Below are 25,905 nucleotides of genomic sequence, written 5' to 3' on the forward strand. Positions count from 1 at the left end.
CCGGTTCGCGTTGCTGTGCCGGCTTCAGCGGCCGTAAGGAATCCCGGTGGACTGAATCCAGCCCATCCAGTGCGCGAAGAGGATGAAGAGGAACAGCGAGATGGAGAGCCCCACGCGCGTGGCGAGCGACCAGACCATACGCTTGGTGCGGCCCCGGTCGTGCATCATGAAATAGAGCGCGGAGATCATGCTTGCGATGATCAACGCGAATGCAATGGGGACGAGTATGTGCATGAAGTTCACGGGATCGCGCATGTCTGAAAACGCCAGTCTCATTATCGCACCGCGTCTTTACGCGCGGGGTTCGATCAGCCGTATGTGCCGCATCGGTCGTGCCCGATGAAGATCCGTCTTGTTCCCGCGCTGCTGATCCTGATCGTGATGGCCGTGACGATCAGGCTCGGCTTCTGGCAGCGCGATCGCGCGCATCAGAAGGAAGCCTTGCAGGCGCAGATCACGCAATACGAAAACGCCAGCCCGCAAACAGTGGGCGCCGCGCCGCTCGCACTCAAGGACATCGAGTTCCATCGCGTGCGCGCCAAAGGCACGTTCCTGCCGGAGCGCGTGGTGTATCTCGACAATCGTCCCTATAACGACCAGCCAGGCTTTTACGTGGTGATGCCGCTTAAACTGGACGACGGCGGTTATGTGCTCGTCAATCGTGGCTGGTTGCCGCGCAGCATCGAGGAGCGCGAGCGGATCGCGCCCTATGACACGCCAGCAGGGCCGGTGGAAGTGGAGGGCATTGCCCGTGCGGATGCTACGCGCGCGTATGAACTGGGTGCGGGCGGCTCTGCAGCGCATCAGAAGATCCGGCAGAATCTCGCCGTCGCTTCTTATGCGGCGGAAACCGGTCTGCCGCTGCAACCCTTCGTGATCCAGCAAACGGGGTTTGTCAGCACCTCGGCGCCAGCCTCGAAGGACGGTCTCGTGCGCGACTGGCCAGCGCCCGCCACGGATGTCGAGCGCAACTACGGCTACATGCTCCAGTGGTGGGGCATGGCGGCCGCGGCGCTGGGATTTGGTCTCTACGCGGCCCGTCGAGCTGCGACAAAAGAGCGCATGCAGGGCGCGCAAGAGGCCAATGCCACGAAAGGGCCAGTACACGGTGCGAAGGACGCCTGACGATCGGGCAGGTCGAGATCGTCTGCAATATCCGGCGCGCTGCTGAATGGCAGCGCATGGTCAACAGGAAGCGACAGAAACGAGGTTCACGCAGTGTCCACGCAATCTTCCGATACAACGCAGGTTTCACGTAACACCGCGCCGAGTGGCACGCCGCCGAAAAAGGGCTCGTGGCGCAGCGGCCGCTGGATGTTGCTGCTCATCGCGCTGATTTGCGGCGCACCGATCGCGATTTCGTACTTCACGTACTACGTGATCAAGCCGAAGGGCGGCAGCACGAGCTACGGCACGCTGATCGAGCCGCAGCGCACGATTCCTCCCGCGCTGATGGTGACGGGCGACGATGGTCGCGAAGTGCCGCTCGACTCGCTGCGCGGACGCTGGCTCATGATCTCGGTCGATGGCAGCACGTGCGACGAAGCCTGCGTGCACAAGCTCTATTTCATGCGCCAGGTGCGCGCGACCCAGGGCGCGGAGCGCGAGCGCGTCGCCACGATCTGGCTGCGCACCGACGACGCCAACGTGCCCGGCGTCGTGCGCAGCGCTTATCCGGACACCCGCATGCTGCGCGCCGATCCCGCAGCGCTGGCCGCGTGGCTACCCGCCACCGATACGACGAAAGACAGCGATCACATCTACCTGGTCGATCCCAACGGCAACCTGATGATGCGTTTTCCCGCCCATCCCGATCCGTCAAAGATCAAGCAGGACGTGACTAAACTCCTCAAGTGGTCCAGCATCGGTTAAGGTGCGCAGCGCGACTTCTGACAGAAAAGAGTAAGAGATGTTTATTTTGGAGTTGGGCCTGATCGGCCTGTGCATCGCGTTGCTGCCGCTTTCGTGGGTGTGGGTGAAGGCCGACGACAACAAGTTCCGCAAGCTCGTGTGGCTCACGACCTTCATGACGCTCGATCTCGTGATGTTCGGCGGCTTCACGCGTCTCACCGATTCGGGGCTCGGCTGTCCGGACTGGCCGGGGTGCTATGGCACGTCGTCGCCGTTCATCGCGCATGCGCAGATCGCCGCGGCTCATCTGGCTCTGCCAAGCGGGCCGGTGAGTATGTCGAAGGCGTGGATCGAGATGATTCACCGCTACTTCGCGATGGCCATTGGCGTGCTGATCATCGCGCAGATGGCGATCGCCTGGCGCGCGCGCATCAAGCGTCTGCCGCTGCATGTGTCGCCGTGGTGGCCTACCGCGCTGCTCGGCCTGATCGTCGTGCAGGGCGTGTTCGGCGCATGGACCGTGACGATGAAGCTCCAGCCCGTGATCGTCACGACGCATTTGCTGCTCGGTCTCACGCTGCTCGGCACGCTTGCGTGGCTCGGCGCGCGTATGACGCCGCTGCCGGTCTTCGAGCCCGATGCCGCACGCTGGCGGGTGGCCGCGCTGGCGGCGCTCGCGCTGCTGGTCGCGCAGATTGCGCTGGGCGGCTGGGTGAGCACGAACTACGCGGTGCTCGCCTGCACCGACTTCCCGACCTGCAACGGCGCATGGATTCCGCCGATGGATTTCCATCACGGCTTCCACCTCTGGCGCGCACTCGGCATGGACGGCAATGGCGACGTCATCACCCAGGACGCGCTCGTCGCGATTCACTGGACGCACCGCACGTTTGCCTTCGCCGTTATCGCGTATCTGGTATGGTTCGCTCTCAAAATGCGGCGCTATGCCTCGTTGCGCCGCCCCGCGAACTGGGTTCTGATCGTGGTCGCGATCCAGTTTCTGACAGGACTTTCCAATATCGTCCTGCAGTGGCCGCTGCCTATCGCGGTGGCCCACAACGGTGGTGCGGCGATCCTGTTGCTTTTGCTCGTCGTGCTAAACTTTCGAATTGCTTGTAGCCGCCCCGGCCGCGCTGTTTTCCCTGCGCGCGACACCGCTGCGGTGTGATCCCGCCCTATGGAAAGTACAACCCTCCCCCAGTCGCCCGGTAGCCGCGTTTCGCAATATCTCGCGCTCACCAAACCGCGCGTCACTCAACTGGCTGTGTTCTGCGCGGTCATCGGCATGTTCCTCGCCGTGCCGGGCATGGTGCCCTGGAAGCAACTGATCGGCGGCACCGTCGGCATCTGGCTGACCGCCGGCGCGGCCTTCGCGATCAACTGTCTCGTCGAACAAAAGGTCGATGCACGCATGCGCCGCACGTCGTGGCGTCCGTCCGCGCGCGGCGAGATCACGAGCCGGCAGATCCTGCTGTTCTCGGCGGTGATCGGCGGCATCGGCATGTGGGTGCTGTACACCTTCACGAATCCGCTGACGATGTGGCTCACGGTCGCGACCTTTATCGGCTACGCGATCATCTACACGCTGCTGCTCAAGCCGGCCACGCCGCAGAACATCGTGATCGGCGGTGCGTCGGGCGCGATGCCGCCGGCGCTCGGCTGGGCCGCCGTCACGGGCCATGTGCCCGGCGATGCCTGGATTCTTGTGCTCATCATCTTCGTGTGGACGCCGCCGCATTTCTGGGCGCTCGCGCTGTATCGCCGCAAGGACTACGAAGCAGCGGGCTTGCCGATGCTGCCGAACACGCACGGCGAGAAGTACACGCGCCTGCATATCCTGCTCTACACGATCATTCTCTTCGCCGTGACGTTGATGCCCTATATCTCGGGCATGAGCGGCCTGCTGTATCTCGTGACGGCCGTGACGCTCGGCGCGATGTTCCTCGCCTACGCGTGGAAGATCTACCTCGAGTATTCGGACGCGCTCGCACGCAAGACTTTCCGCTTCTCGATCCTTTACCTCTCGGTGCTGTTCGTCGCGCTGCTCGTCGATCACTACGTACGCACACTGATCGGGGCGTAACGAATATGGCTCAAGGCACGCTGGCGCGCTTTGCGCGCGCAACGGTGGTCGCGCTTGCGGCAACGCTCGCGCTTGGCGCGACGCTCGGCCTGGAAGGCTGCGGCCAGCAGCCGCCGTCGTTCTCAAATCTCGACATCACCGGCAACACGCAGTTTGGCAAGGACTTCTCCCTGCCCGATTCGAACGGCAAGACGCGCACGCTGGCGGACTTCAAGGACAAGGTCGTCGTCCTGTTCTTCGGCTACACGCACTGCCCGGACGTTTGCCCGACCACCATGGCCGAGCTTTCGCAGGCGCTCCAGCAACTGGGTCCCGATGCTGCGAAGCGCGTGCAGGTGATCTTCGTGAGCGTCGATCCCGAGCGCGACACGCCGCAAATCCTCGGCCAGTACGTGAGCGCCTTCAATCCCACCTTCATCGCGCTGCGGCCGGCCGACGACGCCCAGCTCAAGCAGGTGACGAAGGACTTCCGCGTCTACTACGCGAAGGTGCCCGGCAGCACGCCCGACGGCTACACGATGGATCACACCGCCGCGAGCTATGTGTTCGACACCACGGGCAAGCTGCGCCTGTTCGCACGCGACGGGCAGGGCGTGACGCCGTGGGTGCACGATCTCAAGATCCTGCTCGGCATGAACGACGGGAGCTGAGAACGGTCAGGGCGGTTCCATACCGCCCCTTGCAGGCCTTCTGAAAGTTCGATGCGCCACACTGGCGCGCGCCGGCATACCAGTATGCGATTTCTATATTTCGCGGGGCTGGTGCCATATGAGACCATTTATATCTGTCATGGCGCGGCACACGATGCGGCGACAGTCGGCACCAACGCAGTACTAAACACGCAACAAGCGGAAACATCATCTCCATGCAGCGCAGAAATCTGATCAAAGCACTCCTCGCCGGCGTCGCCGCCACCACCCTCGCAGCCAGCTTCGGCGCACACGCCGACGACCAGGTCATCAAGGTTGGCACCGTGGCCGGCCCGGACGCCCAGGTGTGGGCCGTCGTCCAGAAGGTCGCCAAGCGCGAAGGCCTGAACGTCAAGGTCATCGAGTTCAACGACTACGTGCAGCCGAATGCGGCGCTCGACTCGGGCGACCTCGACGCGAACAGCTTCCAGACCGGCCCGTACCTCGACAGCCAGATCAAGCAGCGCGGCTACAAGATCGTGAACGCAGGTCTCACGTACATCTCGCCGATCGGCGTGTACTCGAAGAAGGTCAAGTCGCTGGCCGCCCTGCCGCAAGGCGCGAAGGTCGCGGTGCCGAACGATCCGTCGAATGAAAACCGTGCGCTGCTCGTGCTGCAAAGCAAGGGCCTGATCAAGCTGCGCGCAGGCGCGGGCACGAACGGCAACAACGCCACGCCGCTCGACGTCGCCGAGAACCCGAAGAAGGTGAAGCTGGTCGAACTCGACGCTGCGCAACTGCCGCGCGCGCTTGGCGACGTGGACGCCGCCGTCATCAACACGAACTACGCGCTGGCCGCCGGCCTGCAGCCGACCAAGGACGCCATCGCCCTGGAAGACACGCACAGCCCGTACGCCAACCTGATCGCCGTGCGCGCGCAGGACAAGGACAAGCCGTGGGTGAAGAAGCTGGTCGCCGCTTACCAGTCGGAAGACGTGCGCCAGTACCTCAAGAACGAATTCAAGGGTTCGATGATCCCGTCGTTCTAAGCGAGTCATGACGCGCGGCCTGCGGGCCGCGACGTGTCAGTATCGCGAGCAAGAAAGCCGCCGCCATTTCGATGGGGCGGCTTTTTTTGTTTGCGCGCCGCGCTGGGCTCAACTGGGCTGCCCTCAGCCGGGCTGCGGTCAGCCGAGCAGCCGTTGCACGACTTCCATCGCGCCGATCAATTCTTCCTGTTCAGCCGGCGTCAGCTTGTCGAGCCGCTCGGCCAGGCCGCCGATCGCCGCGGCCTTGAGCGACGCGTAGGTCGCGCGGCCGGTGTCGGTCAGATAGATGAATGTGCGGCGTGCGTCGACCTGGGAGGCCGCGCGTGCAATCAGGTGGCGGCGTCCGAAGCTCGCGAGGATGCGGCTCAGATAACCCGAGTCGAGCGAAAGGGCACGCGCGAGCGCGGCGGCGGTCTGTGTGCCGCCGCTGTCGAGTTCGCGCAGCACGTGGATTTCGGTCAGCGAGAACGGCGTGTGCGGCACTTCGTCCTGCTGTGCACCGAGAAACGAGCGATAGAAGCGGTTGAACTGCAGGACGGCTTCGGCTCGCCGTCTCGTGTCGGAATCGTTCGACAAACTGGATCCCCGTCGTCAGTTCGTTGATATTGGTCAGACGCCACTATATGGGATGTCAGGGGCTCGCGATATCGTTCTTTGCCTGAAACGCCGTATTGGTTCCAAAGCGGTACCACGCTGGGCTATCGGAGCCGGGTTGTTGGCCCTCGAATGGTTGTAATCGGGGAGCCCAATAGATCCACTCCAGGGAAAATACCGATGCCGGAAAGGCTGCCCGCTACGCCTTATGTGTTCGTGCAAGATGTTGATTTGTAAAGATTTTATCTTGCATCGGAACAATGCATCGTGCGTGTTGACTGGTATTATTGTGGTTATATAATGGGCTCGCTTTCGCACCGGACCGCAGCCTTGCTGGCTTCGTCAAATCCACTCGATGGCCTGTCCGGGCCCCCACGATCCGTCAAACCGCTGGCCGGAGTTCCATGGAAACCCGTTGGTCTGCCCTGATGCCCGATGCGCGCAATGTGACGCCGCTCTATCTGCAGCTGGCGCGCAACCTGGCCACCGCGATTCATTGCGGCGTGTGGTCGGCCGGCGAGGCCTTGCCCTCGGAGCGCACGCTGTCGGATGCCATCGGCGTGTCGCGCATCACAGCGCGCAAGGCGATCGAGTTGCTCGTCGAGCAGGGGCTGATCCGTCGTGCCCGTGGCGCGGGCAGTTTCATCACGCCGCGCGTGGAAGATCCGCTTTCGCGCCTCACCGGCTTCACGAAAAAGATGGAGCAGCGCGGCTTCACGGCCGATTCGGTGTGGCTCGAGCGCGAGGTGCGGCCCGCGCGCCGCGAGGAAATCGTGCAGCTCGGCTTGTCGCCGGGCGCGTCGGTCACCAGCCTGCGGCGTCTGCGTCGCGCGGATGGCATCGTGATGGCGGTCGAACACTCGGCGCTGCCGGTGTCGATCGTGCCGGACCCCGAGGCGATCGACGGCTCGCTCTATGCTTACCTTGAAGCGCGCAACATGCCCGTCGTGCGCGCGTTGCAGCACTTCGGCGCCGTGAATGCGACGGGCGAGATCGCCGAGTTGATGGGCGTGGAGCCGCGCGCGGCGTTGCTCGTGATTACGCGGGTGGGTTTTTCGCGCGACCAGCACGCGATCGAGCTGACCGACACGTATTGCCGTGACGGCTATTACGACTTTGTCGCGGAGCTGCGGCAATGACAGCGGCAACGAGCGCAACAAGGCACATGTCAAAAAATGTGGCGCGCGGGAACACCAGCGCGCGCGACGACTCTCTCATGCACGTCACCGTCAAGACTGACCGCGCGCAGGCATTTGCCGCGTGCAATATCGGAAAAATCTCATGCTGAGCGGAAACATTCTCACCCCTGATGGCTGGATCAACGGCACGCTGACGTTCGAAAACGGACGCATCACGTCGATCGAGGGCGAGGCCGCCGATCCGGCGAAGAACGATGCGCCCTACATCCTGCCGGGCTTCATCGACCTGCACGTGCACGGCGGCGGCGGTGCCGACGTGATGGAAGCGGGCGATGCCATCGAGACCATTGCGCGCACGCACGCGCGCTTTGGCACCACGAGCCTGCTCGCGACCACCATGACGGCGCCGCGCGACGAGCTGATGCACGTGGTCGCCGGTCTGGGCGACGTGGCGCGCAGGCGCACGCCGGGCGCGGCGCGCGTGCTGGGCGTGCACCTCGAAGGGCCGTACATCAATCCGGGCAAGCTGGGTGCGCAGCCCGACGCGGCGGTGTCCGCCGTACTCGACGAAGTGCTCAAGTACCTGTCGATCGCGCCGATCCGCGTCGTGACGGTGGCGCCGGAAATCGCGGGCCATATCGAGATCATCGGCGAGATGGCGGCGCGCGGCGTGCGCGTGCAGATCGGCCATACGCTCGCGACTTATGACGACGCGGTCAACGCGCTCAAGCACGGTGCGTGCGGCTTCACGCACCTCTTCAACGCGATGTCGCCGCTGCATCACCGCAACCCCGGCGTGGTCGGCGCGGCGCTCGCGCACGCCGAATACGCGGAAATCATCCCCGACCTGCTGCACGTGCATCCGGGCGCGATCCGCGCCGCGCTGCGCGCGATCCCGCGCCTCTATGTGGTGACGGACAGCACCTCGGCCACCGGCATGCCCGACGGCGAGTACCACCTCGGCAGCCAGCGCGTCACCAAATGCCTCGGCGGCGTGCGTCTTGCGGACGGCACGCTGGCGGGCAGCACGCTCACCATGGACCAGGCCTTGCGCAATCTCGTCTCGCTCGGCTTGCCGATCGCGGACGTATCCGCGCGCCTGTCGCGCTACGCGGCCGACTACCTCGGCATCGAAGACCGGGGCCGCCTCAAGCGCGGCGCCTGGGCCGATGTCAACGTGTTCGACCGTGATCTCGCGCTCACCGCGACCTATGTCGAAGGAGAATCGATTGTCGAATATGCTTAATGAAGCGCTGGCCTCGGCCAGCGTCGTCGCCGCGCAGCTCGCGGACACCTCGCGCGTCGAGGCGCTCGCGGGCGCGCTCCAGGCCGAGCCGCGCCACGTTGCGCTCACCGTCGCGCGCGGCAGCTCCGACCACGCGGCGAGCTATTTCGCCGCGCTTACCATGAGCCGCATCGGCGTGCCGGTGGCGTCGCTGCCCATGTCGATCGCCACGCTCCAGCAGGCGCCCTTACGCGTACAGGGCCAGTTTGCTCTCGCTTTCTCCCAATCGGGTAGGAGTCCTGATCTCGTCGCGACGATCAAGGCGCTGCGCGACGCGGGCGCGTTGACGGCGGCAATGGTCAACGTCGCCGATTCGCCGCTCGCCGAGGCGGCGGGCACGGAGTTGCCGCTGCTAGCGGGTCCCGAACTGAGCGTGGCCGCGACCAAGAGTTATATCGCGATGCTCGCGATGTCGGCGCAACTGGTCGCGTTCTGGCAACGCGACGCCGCGTTCCTCGACGCCGTGCGCGCACTGCCGGACGCGCTTCATCGCGCTGGCTCGCTCGACTGGTCGAAGGCCGTGGATGAGCTGCGCGACGTCAAGCAGATGATCGTGATCGGCCGCGGCGCGGGTCTGGCCATCGCGCAGGAAGCGGCGCTCAAGTTGAAGGAAACCTCGGGTATCCAGGCCGAAGCGTTTTCGAGCGCCGAAGTGCGTCATGGCCCGATGGAGTTGATCGGACGCGACTATCCGCTGCTGGTGTTCGCCCCGCGCGGACCGGAGCAGGCCGGTCTCGTCGAGCTGGCGCGCGACATGCAAAAGCGCGGCGCGCGCGTGCTGCTGGCCGCGCCCACCGACGTTCAGGACGCCACCTTGCCGCTGGTCGAAAGCGCCGATGCGGCACTCGATCCGATCGCCGCGATTCTGTCGTTCTACGTGATGGCGGCGGGTCTTGCCGCTGCGCGCGGCCGTAATCCGGACGAGCCGCGTTACCTGAACAAAGTCACCGAAACCCACTAGATTGGAAAGCTGATGGAACGCATCCAGGAGTCCCGCCTGATGAACCCGGAAAATTCCGCCGATCAGAGCCAGCCCGGCAGCATCGCGTTGATCGCGCCGCTCACCGGCCCGATCGTGCCGCTCGCCGCGGTGCCCGATCCGGTGTTTTCGGAAGGCCTGTTCGGCGACGGCATCGGCATCGATCCGCTCGCCGGCAAGCTGCTCGCGCCCTGCGACGGCACGGTGATGCACCTCGCGCGCACCGGCCACGCCGTGACGCTGGAGACGGCTGAAGGCGCGCAGGTGCTCGTGCATATCGGCATCGACACGGTCGAGCTGGGCGGCAAGGGTTTTTCGCCCAAGGTCGAGCAGGGCGCGCAGGTGCGCCGCGGCGATCTGCTGATCGAATTCGATCTCGATGTCGTGGCCTGCGAGGCGCCGAGCCTCGTTTCGGTGATCGCGGTGGCGAACTCCGATGCGTTCGAAGTGATCAACCGCGCGGGTGCCGGGCACGTGGAGGCGGGCAAGACGCCGCTGCTGGTGCTGCGCGCGCGCGACGGCGCGGCCCATACGGTGGGCGCGGCCGGTAGCGCCAATCTGGTGATGGACGAAGTGCGCCGCAGCGTGACGCTCACGCATGCGGGCGGCCTGCATGCGCGGCCGGCCGCACGGGCGCGCGAGGCGGTGCGCGGCGTCGACGCGCGCGTCGAGGTGCGTTACGGCGAGCGCAAGGCCGCGATTGAAAGCGTGGTCGGTCTGCTGGCTCTGGGTGCGGGCGAGGGCGCGACCGTCGAACTCGTCGGCATGGGCCGCGAGGCGCAAAAGGCCGTCGATGCGGTCGCGAACGAACTGCTGCGCGAAGCAGCCGGCGAGTGCGGTGAAGCGCCTGCGCGGCAACTGTCGCCGGCGCCGGCTGTATCGGCAGCGCCCGCCGCAGCCGGTGCAGCGCAAGCCGCACCGGGCACGCTCACGGGCGTGTGCGCGGCGCCGGGCGTCGCGGTCGGCAAGCTGGTGCGCTGGGACGACGCGGAACTCGTGCCGACCGAACTGGCGAGCGGTCCCTCGGCGGCGGAAAGCCGTCTGCTCGACAAGGCCGTCGCAGCCGTGGATGCCGAGCTCGACGTTTCCGTGCGCACGGCATCGCAGCGTGGTGCGATCGGCGAAGCGGGCATCTTCCAGATGCATCGCGTGCTGCTCGAAGACCCCACGCTGATCGACGCGGCGCGCGATCTCATCAGCCTCGGCAAGAGCGCGGGCTTTGCGTGGCGCGAGTCGATCCGCGCGCAGATCGCGGTGCTCGGCAAGGTGGACGATCCGCTGCTCGCGGAACGTGCCGCCGACCTGCGCGATCTGGAAAAGCGCGTGCTGCGCGCGCTCACACAGACGAGCGGTGCGGCAAACACCGCGCCGCGCGAACTGCCCGACGAAGCCGTGCTGATGGCCGACGAATTCACGCCGTCCGACCTTGCCACGCTCGACCGAAAGCGCGTCACCGCGCTCCTGATGGCGCGTGGCGGCGCGACCTCGCACGCGGCGATCATCGCGCGTCAGGCGGGCATTCCGGCACTCGTCGCGCTGGGCGACACGCTGCACAAGATTGAAGAAGGCACCGAAGTGGTGGTGGATGCGGGGGCGGGTCGTCTCGTCTACGCCCCGAGCGCGCAGGACATCGAACGTGCGCGCGCCGAGAAGCAGCGCCTCGCGGGCGTGCGCGAAGCGAACCGCCTGACCTCGCAGCAGGCCGCCGCCACGCGCGACGGCCACGCGGTCGAAGTCGCGGCGAACATCGCGACGCTGGACGATGCGCGCACCGCCGTCGAAAACGGCGCGGATGCGGTCGGCCTGCTGCGCACCGAGCTGATGTTCATCCACCGTCAGTCGGCGCCGACGGTCGAAGAGCATCGCGAAGGCTACCAGGCGATTGCGCAGGCGTTGCAAGGGCGCACGGCCATCATCCGCACGCTCGACGTGGGCGCGGACAAGGAAGTCGATTACCTGACGCTGCCGCCCGAGCCGAATCCCGCGCTGGGTCTGCGTGGCATCCGCCTCGCGCAGGTGCGCCCCGATCTGCTCGACGATCAGTTGCGCGGCCTGCTGGCGGTCGAGCCGCTGGGCGCCGTGCGCATCCTCCTGCCGATGGTCACCGACGTGGGCGAACTGATCCGCCTGCGCGAGCGCATCGACGCGTTCGCCAAAGAGGCGGGCCGTACCGGCCGTATTGAAGTGGGCGTGATGATCGAGGTGCCGTCGGCGGCACTGCTGGCCGATCAGCTCGCACGCCATGCCGATTTTCTGTCGGTGGGCACCAACGATCTCACGCAGTACACGCTCGCGATGGACCGCTGCCAGCCCGATCTCGCGGCTCAGGCCGACGGCCTGCATCCGGCCGTGCTGCGCCTGATTGCCGTGGCGGTCGAAGGCGCGAGCAAGCATGGCAAGTGGGTGGGCGTGTGCGGTGCGCTGGCGGGCGATCCGCTCGCGGTGCCGCTGCTCGTCGGGCTCGGTATCACGGAGCTGTCGGTCGATCCGGTTTCCGTGCCGTCGATCAAGGCGCGCGTGCGCAATCTCGACTACAACCAATGCCGCGAGCGTGTGTTCGACATTCTCGCGCTCGAATCGGCGCAGGCTGTGCGCGCTGCGAGCCGTACGCACTGGCCGCTCGATTGAGCGTCACGGGCGGTCGGTTCGGTTAATCGTTAAATATCCTCAATAAAAATCGGCAGTAACCACACACCGGCGTGCGCAGCGATCGTGCGCCGGCTTCTCTCACCTCAATACGTCACGCAAGAGACAGGGACTGGAGGCAGTTCAATGGATGGCAATCCGTTTCTCAAGATACAGAGCCTCGGCCGCGCGCTGATGCTCCCGATCGCAGTGTTGCCCGTTGCGGGCATCCTGCTGCGCTTCGGCCAGAGCGACATGCTCAATATCAAGATCATCGCCGACGCGGGCGGCGCGATCTTCGACAATCTTCCGCTGCTGTTCGCGATCGGCATCGCCGTGGGCTTCGCGAAGGACAACAACGGCGTGGCGGCGCTCGCGGGCGCGCTCGGCTATCTGGTCGAAACCGCCGTGATGAAGGACATCAACGACAAGCTCAACATGGGCGTGTTGTCGGGCGTGGTGGCCGGTGTGGTCGCGGGCATGCTGTACAACCGCTTCAAGGACATCAAGCTACCCGAGTTCCTGGCGTTCTTCGGCGGCAAGCGCTTCGTGCCGATCATCACCGGGCTCGTGTGTCTGGTGCTCGGGGTGATATTCGGCTATGCGTGGGGTCCTGTGCAGGCCGTGATCGACACGGCTGGCCACTGGCTCACCACGGCAGGCGCGATCGGCACCTTCGTCTATGGACTGCTGAACCGTCTGCTGCTCGTGACCGGGCTGCATCACATCCTCAACTCGCTCGTGTGGTTCGTGTTCGGCACCTTCACGCCGGCGGGCGGCGCGCCGGTGACGGGCGACCTGCACCGCTTCTTCGCGGGCGACCCCACGGCGGGCGGCTTCATGGCCGGCTTCTTCCCGGTGATGATGTTCGGTCTGCCGGCCGCGTGTCTGGCGATGCTGCACGAGGCGCCGAAGGAAAAGCGCGCGATGGTCGGCGGCCTGCTGCTGTCGATGGCGCTCACCTCGTTCCTCACGGGCGTGACCGAGCCGATCGAATTCACCTTCATGTTCCTCGCGCCGGTGCTGTACGGCATCCACGCGGTGCTCACGGGCCTGTCGCTCGCGATCTGCTCGCTGCTGAACATCAAGCTCGGCTTCACGTTCTCGGCGGGCGCGATCGACTACTTCCTGAACTACGGTCTGTCGACGCATGGCTGGGAAGCGATTCCGCTCGGCGTTGCCTACGCGGTCGTGTACTACGGGCTGTTCCGCTTCTTCATCCGTCGCTTCAATCTGCCCACGCCGGGCCGTGAAGCTTCGGCGGGCGATACGGAGATTGCTTCGACGATGTCGGGTGTGGCGGTGGCGGATGCCGCGTCGGCTACGCGTGCGACGCGTTATATCGATGCGCTCGGCGGCGCGGCCAACCTCAAGGTGGTCGACGCCTGCACGACGCGCCTGCGTCTGAACGTGGTGGACCCGGCGCATGTTTCGGAACCGGCGCTCAAGGCGATCGGTGCACGGGGCGTGCTCAAGCGCGGCGGCGAAAGCGTGCAGGTCATCATCGGGCCGGAAGCGGACATCATCGCCGACGAGATCCGTCGCGAGATCGCCAGCGGTCGCCCGGCTGCTGCGGTCAAGGCGACTGTTCCGTCTGCAAGCGCAGCGCCTGCTGTGCAAGCGGCTCAGGCTGCGGCGGCGAGCGCGTTGCAGGAAGCAGGCCCGCTCGATCCCGATCCGTCGCGCTGGCTGTCGGTGCTGGGCGGTGCAGGCAACATCGTCTCGCTCGACGCCGTCGCGGCCACGCGTCTGCGCGTGATCGTGCGCGATGCCTCGGTGGTTGACCGTGCGAGACTCGATACGCTGGACGTCGTTTGGGTGTCGGCGGACACGCTGCATATCGTCGTCGGCAATGCGGCGCAACGTTACGCGGATGCGTTGTCGCTCCAGTCTGCCTGAGCGTGGTTCGACGCGATGCAAAAACCGGCCTTCGGGCCGGTTTTTTTATTCCATCGACGCAATCAGGATCGCGCCGCGCAAGACTCAGTACAACGAATTGCGCTTGTCTTCGACGGCTTCGATCGTGACCTTGCCGCGCATGATGCGATATGCCCAGGTCGTATAGGCCAGCACGATCGGCAAAAAGATGATGACAGCGACCAGCATGATTTCGAGGGTCAGCTTGCTCGAGGTGGAATCCCACACGGTCAGGCTCGAACGCGGGTCCAGCGACGAGGGCATGATGAACGGAAACATCGAGAAGCCCGCGGTGAGAATCACGCCGATGATCAACAGCGAAGTGCCGAGGAACGCCGTCTTTTCCAGTCGCGAGCCCGCAAGGATGAACGCGATCACGCCGCCCAGAATGCCGGCGATTGGCGCGGTCGCCATCCACGGATAGAGCATGTAGTTGCTGATCCACAATGCGGGTCCAGGCTCGACACTCTTCAGTAGCGGATTGGCGACGGTGTCATAGGGCGCGGGCGTGGTGATCGCGTAGCCGCCTATCAGCGTGGCCACCAGCGCGCCCGCCACGATGAACAATACGACCGCAAGGCCTGCCGTGATACGCAGCGCCTTCGACGCACGCACGGCCACGATGCCGTCGCTTTTCAGCTTCACGAACGCCGCGCCGTGCGCGGTCAGCATGGAGAGGCTCACGAGTCCGCAGATCAGCGCGAACGGATTGAGCAGCGCCCAGAAACTGCCGTAATAGGTCACGCGCAGGTCGGTGTCGTACTGGAACGGCACGCCCTGGAGCAGATTGCCGAAGGCCACGCCAAACACCAGCGCCGGCACGAAGCCGCCGATAAAGAGCGCCCAGTCCCACGCGCCGCGCCACTTCGGGTTGTCGCGCTTGCCGCGATAGTCGAAGCCCACGGGCCGGAAAAACAGCGCGAACAGCACGAGCAGCATTGCGAAGTAGAAGCCCGAGAACGACGCCGCGTAGACCAGCGGCCAGGCGGCGAACATCGCGCCGCCCGCCGTGATGAGCCAGACCTGGTTGCCTTCCCAGGTCGCCCCCACCGTGTTGATGACGATGCGGCGCTCGGCATCGGTTTTGCCGATGAAGGGCAGCAGCACGGCCGCGCCCATGTCGAAGCCGTCGGTGAGCGAGAAGCCGATCAAGAGCACGCCAATCAACACCCACCAGATCACCTTGAGAGTCGCGTAGTCCATGATGTGGTTCCTTAAAGGACGATGGCTCGCTTCACGCGACGCGGTTGCCGCTGGGCACCGCCGACGCCTGCTCGTGGAAATAGCGGCCCGTATGCAGCGCGGACGGCCCCAGGCGCGCGTACTTGAACATCAGCGTGATCTCGATGATGAAGAGCGCGGTGTAAAACACGACGAAGCCCGCGAGGCTTAGCCAGACGTCGCCGGGCGCGAGGCTCGAGGCGGAAAGGTGGGTTGGCAGCACCTCGGCGATGGTCCATGGCTGGCGGCCCAGTTCCGCGACGACCCAGCCGAATTCGGCGGCGAGCCACGGCAGCGGAATCGCCCAGACGGCCCATTTGAGGAACCAGCGGCGGTTCTCCCGCAGCAGCGAGCGTTGTGCGCAGAACCAGAACGCCAGCACGAAGTTGAGGAGCAGCAGCATGCCGAGGCCCACCATCACGCGGAACGACCAGAACACCGGCGCGACCGGCGGGATCGAGTGCTTCGCGGCGGCCTTGATCTGCTCGGGCGTGGCATCGACGACCTTGGGCGCGAACTGCTTCACGAGCAGGCCGTAGCCGAGGTCGGCCTTGTGCGCTTCGAAGACGTCGCGGGTGGCGTTGTCGGCCGTGCCTTCTTTCATTTTTTGCAGCGCGGCGTAAGCGAGCATGCCGTTCTGGATGCGCACTTCGGCGCGTCCCATCAGATCGCGCAGGCCGATCACCGGCTCGTCGATCGAGCGCGTCGCGATGATGCCCATGAGATACGGAATACGGATCGCGTAGTCGGTGCGCTCTTCCTTCTGATTAGGGATGCCAAACAGCGTGAATGGCGCGGGTGCTGGCGCGGTCTCCCATTCGGCTTCGATCGCAGCGAGCTTCACCTGTTGCACTTCGCCAGTGCGGTAGCCCGATTCATCGCCGAGCACGATCACGCAGAGCGTGGAAGCGAGGCCGAAGCCCGCGGCGATGGCGAAGGAGCGCAGTGCGAATTCGGTATCGCGGCGGCGCAGCAGATACCACGACGAAATGCCGAGCACGAACATCGACGCGGTGACATAACCGGCCGACACCGTATGCACGAACTTCACTTGAGCAACGGGATTGAAGATCACCTGGAAGAGACTGGTGAGCTCCATGCGCATGGTTTCGTAGTTAAACGATGCGCCCACGGGGTTCTGCATCCAGCCATTGGCGACCAGAATCCACAGTGCCGAGAGGTTGGAGCCGAGCGCGACGAAGAACGTGGTGATCAGGTGTCCGCCCTTCGTCATGCGGTTCCAGCCGAAGAAGAAGAGGCCCACGAAGGTCGATTCGAGGAAGAACGCGGCGAGTCCTTCCACGGCCAGCGGCACGCCGAAGATGTCGCCCACGTAGTGCGAGTAGTAGGACCAGTTGGTGCCGAACTGGAACTCCATCGTCAGGCCGGTGGTGACGCCCATCACGAAGTTGATCGCGAAGAGCTTGCCCCAGAACTGCGTCATGTCCTTGTAGATCGGTTTGCCGGTCATCACGTAGACCGACTCCATGATGACGAGCAGCCACGAGAGGCCGAGCGTGAGTGGCACGAACAGGAAGTGATAGAGCGCGGTGACGGCGAATTGCAAGCGCGAGAGATCGACGGTTTCGCTAATGGGCATGGTGGTCCCCTTGAGGCGGAATCTTCTCGGGCGGTACGGGCACGGACAGGATGGCCTGTGCGACGTCCGCGGGCCGCATGGTCATGTTGTCGGCTTGCGGATGATTGAAGAACGCGTATTTCAGCGCCATCAGCAGGATGAGCTTGAAGGCGAGTACGAGCACGATGTCGCGCGAGAACGTCGGGCCGCGCACCCACTGAAGAATGCGTGCGCCCAGCAGTAACGGGACGCGTCGTGACTGGCCTGGGGTGGAAATCATGGCGACGAGGGCTCCTTGCAGTTTCCTGTTGCCGGGGCGGCGACCTTGGGGTCGCATCTGCCCACATCTCCCTTGCTCACAATCTTGGCACTACTAAGGCATCGCGACCTTATTGTTATAGGTCAGTTTTGCGGGGTCGAATGCCAGGATGTGTGACGCCATTGCCGCATAAGGGCGGCATCATCCTGAAAATATCTTATGAGGGAACGGAAATCGGCGGTGCGAAGATGTACGTCGCGGCGTGCGCGATTGCGGCGCACCAAAAGAAAAGCCCCGCTCGAATGGAGCGGGGCTTTGTACCGGGCCAGAGGCCGCCGGAGGCGGCGCCGTCGGTTGTATCAGGCGTACTCGGCCAGCGCCGTGCGCATCTTCTTCATGGCGCTCGCCTCGATCTGGCGGATACGCTCGGCGGAGACGCCGAACTCGTCGGCCAGTTCGTGCAGCGTCGAGCCGCCCGAACCGTCGTCGGCGACGTGGAGCCAGCGCGCCTCGATGATGCGGCGGCTGCGTGCGTCGAGTGCTTCGAGCGCGCTTGCAATGCCGTCCGATTGCAAACGATCGCGCGAACGTGCGGCCAGCACGGCGCTCGGTTCGTTATGCGAGTCGGCAAGCCACGCGATCGGCGCGAACGATTCCTCGCCGTCGTCGTTCTGGCTTTCGAGCGCGATGTCGGCACCCGACAGACGCGTTTCCATCTCCACGACTTCTTCGCGCTTCACGTTCAGTTCTTGCGCCAGGCCTTCGATCTCTTCCGGCGTGAACGACTGCAGGCCCTGCTTGTGACTGCGCAGGTTGAAGAACAGCTTGCGCTGCGCCTTGGTCGTGGCGACCTTCACCATGCGCCAGTTGCGCAGGATGTATTCGTGGATCTCGGCCTTGATCCAGTGCATGGCGTACGACACGAGGCGCACGTTCTGCTCCGGGTCGAAGCGCTTCACGGCCTTCATCAGGCCGATGTTGCCTTCCTGGATCAGGTCGGCGTGCGGCAGGCCGTAGCCCAGATAGTTGCGCGCGATCGACACCACGAGACGCAGGTGCGAGAGCACCATGCGGCGTGCGCCTTCAAGATTGTTTTGCTCGCGAAACTCGGTCGCGAACTGGCGCTCCTCTTGCGGCGTCAACATCGGGATCCGGTTCACGGCCTGAATGTAGGCGTCGATGTTGCCCAACTGGCCGGGCAGCATGGAAGCGTTCGCGAGCGCCAGTACACCCGAACCCCCGGCCTTGGCCGACGAAGGGCTCAGCGTATTCGGAAGGGTCATGGTCATTGCGTTGCTCACGTAGCGAACTCCTCAGGAATCTTGCAAAAGTCGGACTGCGACTCCACGGTGGATGTTAGCACTCTGAATCAGTGAGTGCTAATACTTGGAGTCTGTAAGGGCTTCAAGGTTCCGGCTATCCTATCGAAATAGTTGTTTCGATAGGTTTCAGCGAAACTGCAGCAGGCAAGCTGGACGGGGCCTGCGGCCCGGGACGGACCCGCGCACACCTGCGGGTCGAAGAAATACTCTAGAACGGAGCCGAATCCTGTACGGAAACGGTAGAGAAAAAGGGCAGGAATAACGGGACTTCAAGGTGATGGTTGCCACGGTTTTTATCGTAGCCAGGAGATCTTAATCGGATCTTAAACAGGCCCGAATTCTGATCCCGCAACACATCGGATAGACATCAGAGGTATCTGAAAATGCAGCGCTGCGACATAGAGGCGCGCTTTCGTTCTGCGCGTGTGCGCTCGACAACCTAGATGAGGGCGCTTCCTTTGATCGCAAGTATCCTTGCGCGAAATCCTGGTATAAATTTCTGCGAGGCGCGTGCGGTCAATCATCGGCGCGAGTCGGCGGAATCGCCGTGGACTTGCGCAGGGGGCTCGAGCAATGGTGGCAAAAGTAATCGATGCGATTCGCGGACTGGAGCGCGAGCGGTTTCGCGCGATGGTGGAAGGCGACGGTACGTCGCTGGACCAACTGCTCTCCGACAGTGCGACCTTCGTGCATACGAACGGCAAGCGCGAGACCAAGCAGCAGTTTATCGATGCGATCACGGCGGGCCGCCGCCGCTATCGCCAGATCGAGATCCAGTCTCAGGACGTGCTGCCTGTGGGGCGCGAGACCTGTGTCGTCTCGGGGCGCGCGCTGATCGAAATGGAAGCGAACAACGGCGCGCTGCTCTTTCCGATTGCCTACACGGCGATCCAGACGCAGGAGGATGGCCACTGGCGTCTGCTCGCGTGGCAGGCGACGCGTTGCGCGATCGAGTGATGACCGATTAGTCCACTCGCCGATTCCGCCTGATAAGCGGATCGGGCGCACGCCAGCGGCCCGTGATGCCGCCGGCGCTCAACGGCGCCGCCTTCCTGGCTTTTTCCTGATTTGCTGCTACTTCAGACTGCTGATTCCTTGTGTGTCGATCAGGCCGCTACGCGGCGATCGACGTGCTGCCATGCAGCGCGATTGACCGCACTGACGACGGCGGCGACCACTGCCTGAGCCGCGTCGTCCGCGACGCCCACGCCATGACGCAGCGCCTGACCGCCGACGCGTGCGCCGACGAATACCGCCATGCCGCCTTGCGACGTGCGCGCAGTTTCATACGACGTGATCTCAATGCTTTCGCCGGCGGCGGTGCCGATCGCCGTCGCAACGGCTTGAGCGTGAGTTTCGTCGGCGTGCGCGGCTGCGGCGATCGCAATGTCCTCGTCATCGAAGCGCACTCGGCCCGCGCCAATATGTGCCGCCGGTCCCGTCGTTTCGAAGTACTCGCGAGCGAACAGCGCGGAGATCGCCTCGCCGGTGATCTCTTCACCGGACGAATCGGCGACCGTTTGCACAGCGTGGCTGAACTCGATCTGCACGCGGCGCGGCGGCGTGAAGCCCATAGCGCGTTCGAGGAGGTACGTCGCGCCGCCCTTGCCCGACTGGCTGTTCACGCGGATCACCGCGTCGTAGCTGCGGCCGAGATCGGCGGGGTCGATCGGCAAGTAGGGAACTTCCCAGACGGCGTCGGCCTGCTGCACGGCGAAGCCCTTGCGGATCGCATCCTGGTGCGAGCCCGAGAACGCTGTGAACACGAGGTCGCCCGCATACGGGTGACGCGGATGCACGGGCAACTGGTTGCAGCGTTCGACGACGCGGCGCACGGCGTCGATATCGGAAAAGTCGAGACCCGGGTCGATGCCCTGGGTGTAGAGGTTCATCGCGAGCGTGACGAGATCGACATTGCCGGTGCGCTCGCCGTTGCCGAACAGGCAGCCTTCGATACGATCCGCCCCCGCGAGCAGCGCCATTTCGGCGGCGGCCACGGCCGTGCCGCGGTCGTTGTGCGGATGCACCGAGAGCACGATGCTGTCGCGATACGCGAGATTGCGGTCCATCCACTCGATCTGGTCGGCGTAGACGTTGGGCATGGCTGCTTCGACGGTCGCCGGGAGATTCACGATCATCTTGTGATCGCGCGTCGGGCGCCACGTCTGGGCGACGGCGTCGCAGACTTCGCGCGCGAACGTCAACTCGGTCATGCTGAACGTTTCGGGCGAGTACTGATAAATCCAGTGTGTTTGCGGGTTTTTGTCGGCGTATTCGCGGATGATGCGCGTGCCTTCGACCGCGAGCGCCTTCACTTCATCCTTCGACTGGCCAAACACGATCTTGCGGAACGACGGGCAGATCGCGTTGTAGAGATGCACGATCGCGCGCGGCACGCCTTCGAGCGCTTCGAAGGTGCGTGCGATCAACTCTTCGCGCGATTGCACGAGCACTTCGATGGTGACGTCATCGGGAATGCGCTTTTCGTCGATCAGCTTGCGCACGAAATCGAAGTCGGTCTGCGAAGCGGACGGAAAGCCCACTTCGATTTCCTTGAAGCCGATCGCCACGAGCATTTCGAAGAACTCAGTCTTCTGCTCGATGCTCATCGGTTCGATCAGCGACTGGTTGCCGTCGCGCAGGTCGGTGCTCATCCAGATCGGCGCGCGTTCGACGGAGCGCGTCGGCCACTTGCGGCCGTTCAAGCGGATGGCGGGGAAAGGGCGGTATTTCTCGGCGGGATTACGCAACATGACGAGCCTCGTTCTTCGTTTTGTCGTTTGCGATGGCGGTCGGCAGCGGGCGGCTGGCGGGCTGGCGACGGAGCACGGTGCGCGAAACTTCACGCGTTCGGGCGGCAACCTCGAACGCAAAGAAGACGGCCACGGTGACGGCGGTAGCCGGCGCGGCGAAAGCGGACGTGAACGATGCCCATGCAACGTGCATTTTGACCTCGCGACTCGTCCGAACGGTAAGCGGACGAATGCAGACGACAGGTTGTAGAGATACAGCGGATTTGGGGTACTGCGAGAACTGCTTTGGGAGGACCGCGGTGACCGGAGAGGTGGTCGTTGCGGCGCTACACCAGCTTTAGGCTAGGCGTAGCGATAGGGCCGATAGTAGGCCGAAGGCAATGCGGAGGGTGTTCGGGTAGGAACGCATTCGTCCAATGTAAATCAGGGCGGATGCGTGTGTCAACAGGGATTTTGCAGATTGGGCGCGTGAAGATGCGTGCAGATGGCCGACGAAGCGCGCCAATCGCATTTCGCGGTTCGCGCGGGACGCCCGCCCCGCGCGGCTTTCAGCAGATTGGCCGATGCGCCTCTCTGGCGCTGCTTTAGCGCTTCGCGATGCGCTTGATTGTCTCGATCTGACGCGCGATGGCGGCAGGTATCGGCGCTTCGCCGCGCAAGACCGCGTCGATCCAGGCAGCCGTCGTGGGCGCATCGCGGCCTTCGGGCAGATCGACTTCGGGCGCATCCGGCGATGAGCGCTCCGGTTCGTGAAGCGTCTCGCAGATACCGTCGTGCAGCCAGTCCACCTGCACCTGGCGGCGCGTGTCGGCGACGGCTTCGCCTTCGGTACCGCGCGCCAGCAGCGCACCGCCCGCGGCCGCTTCCGGATGCGCGGCGAACAGCGCGCTCAGGCTTTCGCGATAGGGCGGGTGCGTGTAGTTGACGAGCCGCAGGCCTGGCGTCGCGAACGGCTGGAGCAGCTTGACGAGTGTGTGCGTGGAGTTGCGCACGCCCATGCGTCGACGCAGCGAAAGCAGCCGCGCAACCTGGGGCGCGAGAGTTTCGATCGACGCGAACGCCACCTTGCGACCGGCCAGTTGAGTCTCGATGTCGGCGTGATCGCGCGCGGCGGGCAGATTGAGTGCCGCGAAGATTTCGGCGCTGGTCACGCGCCCAGGATCGGTGACGACGCCATGCACGAGCGTCGGCACGCCTTCGCGTGCAAGCAGCAGCGCGAGCAGCGGCACGAGGTTCGGCTGCTTGCGCGCGCCGTTGTAGCTCGGAATCGACACCGGACGATACGCGCCTTGCGCCACGGCAATCGGTGCGAATGACGCGTGCGCCGCGGCGAGCATCGCGGCCAGTTCGTCGGCGGTCTCACCCTTGAGGCGATAGGCGAGCAGTACGGCGCCCAGTTCGAGTTCGGGCACGCGGCCGTCGAGCATCGCCGCATACAGCGCGTGCGTGTCTTCGGACGACAGCGAGCGCGCGCCATGCGGCCCGCGGCCGATCTCCTTGATGAAGCGGGCGCAGGAGAAGGTGTCGGTGGAATCGGGGGCGTTCATGGCGTCGAGGTTGCGCAGGCGACGCGTGCCGCTGCGCTCAATGTCGGTGGTGTCGGGGATGCGGGAAGTATCGCATGAGCGGCGCGGCCGGGCCGGACGCAGTGGGCACAGAAAGGGCCGCAGCAGGCGTGTTGCCGCGCCGTGCTGACGTCCCGCCACCCTCGCGCGTTACACTCGTGCGTTGCGCCTCGCCGCTCGCGCGATTCCCATCGGCTGCGACCAGGCCTCATCAAGAAGACGGAGATTTCGATGACTTATGTATTCGATCCGGCGCCGCAAGCCGCCGTGCCGGTCGCTGGCAGCGACGCGCGTTTCCCGGTGCGCCGCATCTACTGCGTTGGCCGCAATTACGAGGCGCATGCGCGCGAGATGGGCCACGATCCGAACCGCGAGCCGCCGTTCTTCTTCGCCAAGCCCGCCGACGCCGTGCTCTATGTCGCACCGGGTGCAACGGCCGAATTCCCGTATCCGGCCCAGTCGCAGAACGTGCACTTCGAAATGGAGCTGGTGGCGGCCATCGGCAAGGGCGGCAAGAACATCCCTGTCGAGAGCGCGCTCGATCATGTGTTCGGCTATGCGCTCGGCCTCGACATGACGCGCCGCGACCTTCAGGCCGAGGCGAAAAAGCTCGGTCGTCCGTGGGATACGGCGAAGGGTTTCGACCACAGCGCCCCCATCGGCCCGATCCATCCGGTCGCGCAAATCGGCCAGCTGGCCAAAGGCGCGATCTGGCTCGCAGTGAATGGCGAAGAAAAGCAGCGTTCGGATATTTCGCAGATGATCTGGCCGGTTGCCGACACGATCGCGTTCCTTTCCACGCTGTTCGAGCTCAAGGCTGGCGATCTGATCTACACGGGCACGCCCGAGGGTGTGGGCGCCGTGAAGTCCGGCGATGTCATGACGGGCGGCGTAGACGGCCTGGGTGAATTCGCCGTGCGCGTGGTCTAAAAATCCTGACAGGGAGCATGAGAGGAGCATGAAGCTTTACAGCTATTTCCGCAGTTCGGCGTCGTATCGCGTGCGTATTGCGCTGAATCTGAAGAATCTGCCCTACGAATACCAACCGGTCCATCTGGTGCGCGAGGGCGGCGAGCAACTGAAGCCCGAGTATCGCAAGATCAATCCCGATGCGATCGTGCCGACGCTTGTCGACGACGACAATCACGCGATCCAGCAGTCGCTGGCGATCATCGAGTACCTCGAGGAGACGCATCCCGAGCCGCCGCTATTGCCGAAATCGCCCGTCGACCGCGCGCACGTGCGCTCGCTCGCGCTTCAGGTCGCGTGCGAAATCCATCCGATCGACAACCTGCGCGTGCTGAAATACCTGAAGCACACGCTGGGCGTGGACGACGCGGCCAAGGATGCCTGGTATCGTCACTGGATCGAGAGCGGTTTTGCCACGTTGGAGGCTCGCCTGGCGAGCGACCCGCGCACCGGCAAGCTGTGCTTCGGCGATACGCCGACTCTCGCCGATCTGTGCCTCGTGCCGCAGGTGTTCAACGCAAATCGCTTCAAGATCGACACGACGCGCTATCCGACCATTCAGCGTATCTACGACTACGCCATGCAACTCGACGCCTTCGCGCGCGCGGCGCCGGGCGAGCAGCCGGACGCCGAATAAGCCAGATGCGAGCTTGACCGCATCAGTAGATGAAAAAAGGGCGCCGTTCGAAAGAATGGCGCCCTTTGTGTTTGCGCACTGACCGCGCGGGAGATCAGTTCCCCAGTAGCGCGTCTGCGAATTCCTCGGCCACGAACGGCTGTAGATCTTCGACCTTTTCGCCCACGCCGATGAAGTACACCGGCACCGGACGCTGACGCGCGATGGCCGCCAGAATGCCGCCCTTCGCGGTGCCGTCGAGCTTGGTGACCACGAGGCCGGTGAGGCCGAGCGCATCGTCGAAGGCCTTCACCTGGGTCAGTGCGTTCTGGCCCGTGTTGGCGTCGATCACGAGCAGCACTTCGTGCGGTGCGCCGTCGAACGCCTTGCCGATCACGCGCTTGACCTTCTTCAGTTCGTCCATCAGGTGAAGTTGCGTGGGCAGACGGCCGGCCGTGTCGGCCATGACGACGTTGATGCCGCGCGCGCGCGCCGAGTTCACCGCGTCGAAGATCACGGCGGCGGGGTCGCCGCTTTCCTGCTGCACGACCGTCACGTTGTTGCGCTCGCCCCAGATCGTCAGCTGCTCACGCGCGGCGGCGCGGAAGGTGTCGCCGGCGGCCAGCAGCACGCTCTGGTCGAAGCTTTGCAGATGCTTGGCCAGCTTGCCGATGCTGGTGGTCTTGCCCGCGCCGTTGACGCCCGCGATCATCATCACGAGCGGCTGCGCGCGGCCCAGCACGAGGGAGCGTTCGAGCGGCTTGAGCAGGTCGATCAGCAACTGGCGCAGCGCTTCCTTCACCTGCTGTGCCTCGGTCAGGCGCTCGGTGCGCACTTTCTGGCGCAGCGTGTCGAGCAGATACTGGGTCGCTTCGACGCCCGCGTCGGACATCAGCAGCGCGGTTTCGAGCTCTTCGTAGAGATCGTCGTCGATCTTCGCGTTGACGAAGATGCTCTGGATGTTCGAACTGGTCTTCGACAGACCCGACTTCAGGCGCGTGAGCCAGGACTTCTTCGCGCTGGCGTCAAGCGCGGGCGGCGGCACGATTTCGACGATGTCGAGTTCGGTCTCGTCGGCCTCGGGCGCAGGCGCCGGCGTTGTTGCGGCAGGAGCAGGCGGTTCGACGGCGAGGGGCGCGTCGAGCGTTTCGGGCGCTTCGTCGTGTGCGGCTTCGCTTTCGCTCGTCGCGGCGGACTCGGACGCCTCGTTTCCGGCGCCTTTCGAGCCCCGGAGTCGTTTGAAGAAACTGAACATGGTCTGGTGTGGTGGCGTCGCGTTGCGGGTCTGACCGAGGGACGGTCATCGACGTCGTGGATGCGGGCAACGCGTGGAAAACACAGCATTTTATCAGGCGGCCCCGGGCGCGTCGTCGCGACCGGCCTCGCGCTGTTTTCGCGCTATTTCCGACCCGCGGCGATGCCCGCGACAGCGCTTGTACGTGGCCTCGCTGCGGCGTTTGCGTGCCCCTG

Annotated in this window: 23 protein-coding genes; 14 read left to right on the top strand and 9 right to left on the bottom strand. The window is 64.6% G+C overall.

The window, feature by feature from the left end:
• Nucleotides 1-24: 24 nt before the first annotated feature.
• Nucleotides 25-234 (bottom strand): twin transmembrane helix small protein, encoded by a 210-nt coding sequence (locus U5782_RS11220; RefSeq protein WP_075155677.1) that lies wholly within the window; start codon nt 232-234, stop codon nt 25-27.
• Nucleotides 235-339: 105 nt separating this feature from the next.
• Here U5782_RS11220 and U5782_RS11225 point away from each other — a divergent pair, with 105 nt between their 5' ends.
• The 6 genes from U5782_RS11225 to U5782_RS11250 all read left to right on the top strand — a co-directional run bounded on the left by U5782_RS11225 (nt 340) and on the right by U5782_RS11250 (nt 5,612).
• On the top strand, nt 340-1,125 hold the full coding sequence (locus tag U5782_RS11225; RefSeq protein WP_322043873.1) for an SURF1 family protein: 786 nt from the start codon (nt 340-342) through the stop codon (nt 1,123-1,125).
• Between the two features lie 93 nt (nt 1,126-1,218).
• Entirely contained in the window at nt 1,219-1,872 is a 654-nt protein-coding gene (locus U5782_RS11230; protein WP_415914300.1) for an SCO family protein, read from the top strand.
• 37 nt (nt 1,873-1,909) lie between these two features.
• Entirely contained in the window at nt 1,910-3,019 is a 1,110-nt protein-coding gene (locus U5782_RS11235; RefSeq protein WP_322043874.1) for a COX15/CtaA family protein, read from the top strand.
• A gap of 9 nt (nt 3,020-3,028) precedes the next feature.
• Complete coding sequence (gene cyoE, locus U5782_RS11240) at nt 3,029-3,934, top strand: heme o synthase (RefSeq protein ID WP_322043875.1); 906 nt, start codon at nt 3,029-3,031, stop codon at nt 3,932-3,934.
• Between the two features lie 5 nt (nt 3,935-3,939).
• The gene (locus U5782_RS11245; RefSeq protein WP_322043876.1) at nt 3,940-4,584 is read left to right on the top strand and encodes an SCO family protein; all 645 of its coding nucleotides are present in this window, start codon (nt 3,940-3,942) and stop codon (nt 4,582-4,584) included.
• 215 nt (nt 4,585-4,799) lie between these two features.
• Nucleotides 4,800-5,612, top strand: coding sequence for a MetQ/NlpA family ABC transporter substrate-binding protein (locus tag U5782_RS11250; RefSeq protein ID WP_322043877.1), 813 nt, complete (start codon nt 4,800-4,802; stop codon nt 5,610-5,612).
• 138 nt (nt 5,613-5,750) lie between these two features.
• Here the strand turns inward: U5782_RS11250 and U5782_RS11255 are convergent, their stop codons facing one another.
• A complete protein-coding gene (locus U5782_RS11255; protein ID WP_322043878.1) occupies nt 5,751-6,188 on the bottom strand; it encodes a MarR family winged helix-turn-helix transcriptional regulator in 438 nt (145 codons plus the stop codon).
• 422 nt (nt 6,189-6,610) lie between these two features.
• Between U5782_RS11255 and U5782_RS11260 the strand changes: the two genes are divergently transcribed.
• The 5 genes from U5782_RS11260 (at nt 6,611) to nagE (ending at nt 14,133) form a co-directional block, all read left to right on the top strand.
• The gene (locus U5782_RS11260) at nt 6,611-7,345 is read left to right on the top strand and encodes a GntR family transcriptional regulator (RefSeq protein ID WP_322043879.1); all 735 of its coding nucleotides are present in this window, start codon (nt 6,611-6,613) and stop codon (nt 7,343-7,345) included.
• 142 nt (nt 7,346-7,487) lie between these two features.
• Nucleotides 7,488-8,591 (top strand): N-acetylglucosamine-6-phosphate deacetylase, encoded by a 1,104-nt coding sequence (gene nagA, locus U5782_RS11265; protein WP_322043880.1) that lies wholly within the window; start codon nt 7,488-7,490, stop codon nt 8,589-8,591.
• A complete protein-coding gene (locus U5782_RS11270) occupies nt 8,584-9,591 on the top strand; it encodes an SIS domain-containing protein (protein WP_322043972.1) in 1,008 nt (335 codons plus the stop codon). The genes nagA and U5782_RS11270 overlap by 8 nt, the downstream gene beginning before the upstream one ends.
• Nucleotides 9,592-9,630: 39 nt before the next feature.
• Nucleotides 9,631-12,237, top strand: a complete 2,607-nt coding sequence (ptsP, locus tag U5782_RS11275; protein WP_322043973.1) for a phosphoenolpyruvate--protein phosphotransferase — start codon at nt 9,631-9,633, stop codon at nt 12,235-12,237.
• A gap of 144 nt (nt 12,238-12,381) precedes the next feature.
• Nucleotides 12,382-14,133, top strand: a complete 1,752-nt coding sequence (gene nagE, locus U5782_RS11280) for an N-acetylglucosamine-specific PTS transporter subunit IIBC (RefSeq protein ID WP_322043881.1) — start codon at nt 12,382-12,384, stop codon at nt 14,131-14,133.
• Nucleotides 14,134-14,217: 84 nt separating this feature from the next.
• Here nagE and cydB read toward each other — a convergent pair whose 3' ends face one another.
• The 4 genes from cydB to rpoH all read right to left on the bottom strand — a co-directional run bounded on the left by cydB (nt 14,218) and on the right by rpoH (nt 18,511).
• Nucleotides 14,218-15,354 carry a cytochrome d ubiquinol oxidase subunit II gene (cydB, locus tag U5782_RS11285; RefSeq protein ID WP_322043882.1) on the bottom strand — a complete coding sequence of 379 codons (1,137 nt, stop codon included), beginning with the start codon at nt 15,352-15,354 and terminating at the stop codon, nt 14,218-14,220.
• A 31-nt stretch (nt 15,355-15,385) separates the two neighbouring features.
• Nucleotides 15,386-16,972, bottom strand: a complete 1,587-nt coding sequence (locus tag U5782_RS11290) for a cytochrome ubiquinol oxidase subunit I (RefSeq protein ID WP_322043883.1) — start codon at nt 16,970-16,972, stop codon at nt 15,386-15,388.
• On the bottom strand, nt 16,962-17,231 hold the full coding sequence (cydP, locus tag U5782_RS11295; protein WP_322043884.1) for a cytochrome oxidase putative small subunit CydP: 270 nt from the start codon (nt 17,229-17,231) through the stop codon (nt 16,962-16,964). Before cydP ends, U5782_RS11290 begins: the two co-directional genes overlap by 11 nt.
• Before the next feature lie 338 nt (nt 17,232-17,569).
• Entirely contained in the window at nt 17,570-18,511 is a 942-nt protein-coding gene (gene rpoH / locus U5782_RS11300; RefSeq protein ID WP_322043885.1) for an RNA polymerase sigma factor RpoH, read from the bottom strand.
• A gap of 594 nt (nt 18,512-19,105) precedes the next feature.
• On the opposite strand from rpoH, the gene U5782_RS11305 reads away from it, so the two are divergent.
• Nucleotides 19,106-19,489 carry a nuclear transport factor 2 family protein gene (locus tag U5782_RS11305; protein ID WP_322043886.1) on the top strand — a complete coding sequence of 128 codons (384 nt, stop codon included), beginning with the start codon at nt 19,106-19,108 and terminating at the stop codon, nt 19,487-19,489.
• 149 nt (nt 19,490-19,638) lie between these two features.
• On the opposite strand, the gene leuA is transcribed toward U5782_RS11305, so the two are convergent.
• The gene (gene leuA / locus U5782_RS11310) at nt 19,639-21,285 is read right to left on the bottom strand and encodes a 2-isopropylmalate synthase (RefSeq protein WP_322043887.1); all 1,647 of its coding nucleotides are present in this window, start codon (nt 21,283-21,285) and stop codon (nt 19,639-19,641) included.
• Nucleotides 21,286-21,869: 584 nt separating this feature from the next.
• Nucleotides 21,870-22,832, bottom strand: coding sequence for a DNA-binding protein YbiB (gene ybiB, locus U5782_RS11315; protein WP_322043888.1), 963 nt, complete (start codon nt 22,830-22,832; stop codon nt 21,870-21,872).
• 249 nt (nt 22,833-23,081) lie between these two features.
• On the opposite strand from ybiB, the gene U5782_RS11320 reads away from it, so the two are divergent.
• Nucleotides 23,082-23,780 carry a fumarylacetoacetate hydrolase family protein gene (locus U5782_RS11320; protein WP_322043889.1) on the top strand — a complete coding sequence of 233 codons (699 nt, stop codon included), beginning with the start codon at nt 23,082-23,084 and terminating at the stop codon, nt 23,778-23,780.
• Between the two features lie 28 nt (nt 23,781-23,808).
• On the top strand, nt 23,809-24,456 hold the full coding sequence (maiA, locus tag U5782_RS11325) for a maleylacetoacetate isomerase (RefSeq protein WP_322043890.1): 648 nt from the start codon (nt 23,809-23,811) through the stop codon (nt 24,454-24,456).
• A gap of 94 nt (nt 24,457-24,550) precedes the next feature.
• Here the strand turns inward: maiA and ftsY are convergent, their stop codons facing one another.
• The gene (ftsY, locus tag U5782_RS11330) at nt 24,551-25,690 is read right to left on the bottom strand and encodes a signal recognition particle-docking protein FtsY (RefSeq protein WP_322043891.1); all 1,140 of its coding nucleotides are present in this window, start codon (nt 25,688-25,690) and stop codon (nt 24,551-24,553) included.
• Between the last annotated feature and the right edge of the window lie 215 nt (nt 25,691-25,905).

It is taken from the genome of Paraburkholderia sp. J67 (assembly GCF_905220265.1).
Lineage (GTDB): Bacteria > Pseudomonadota > Gammaproteobacteria > Burkholderiales > Burkholderiaceae > Paraburkholderia.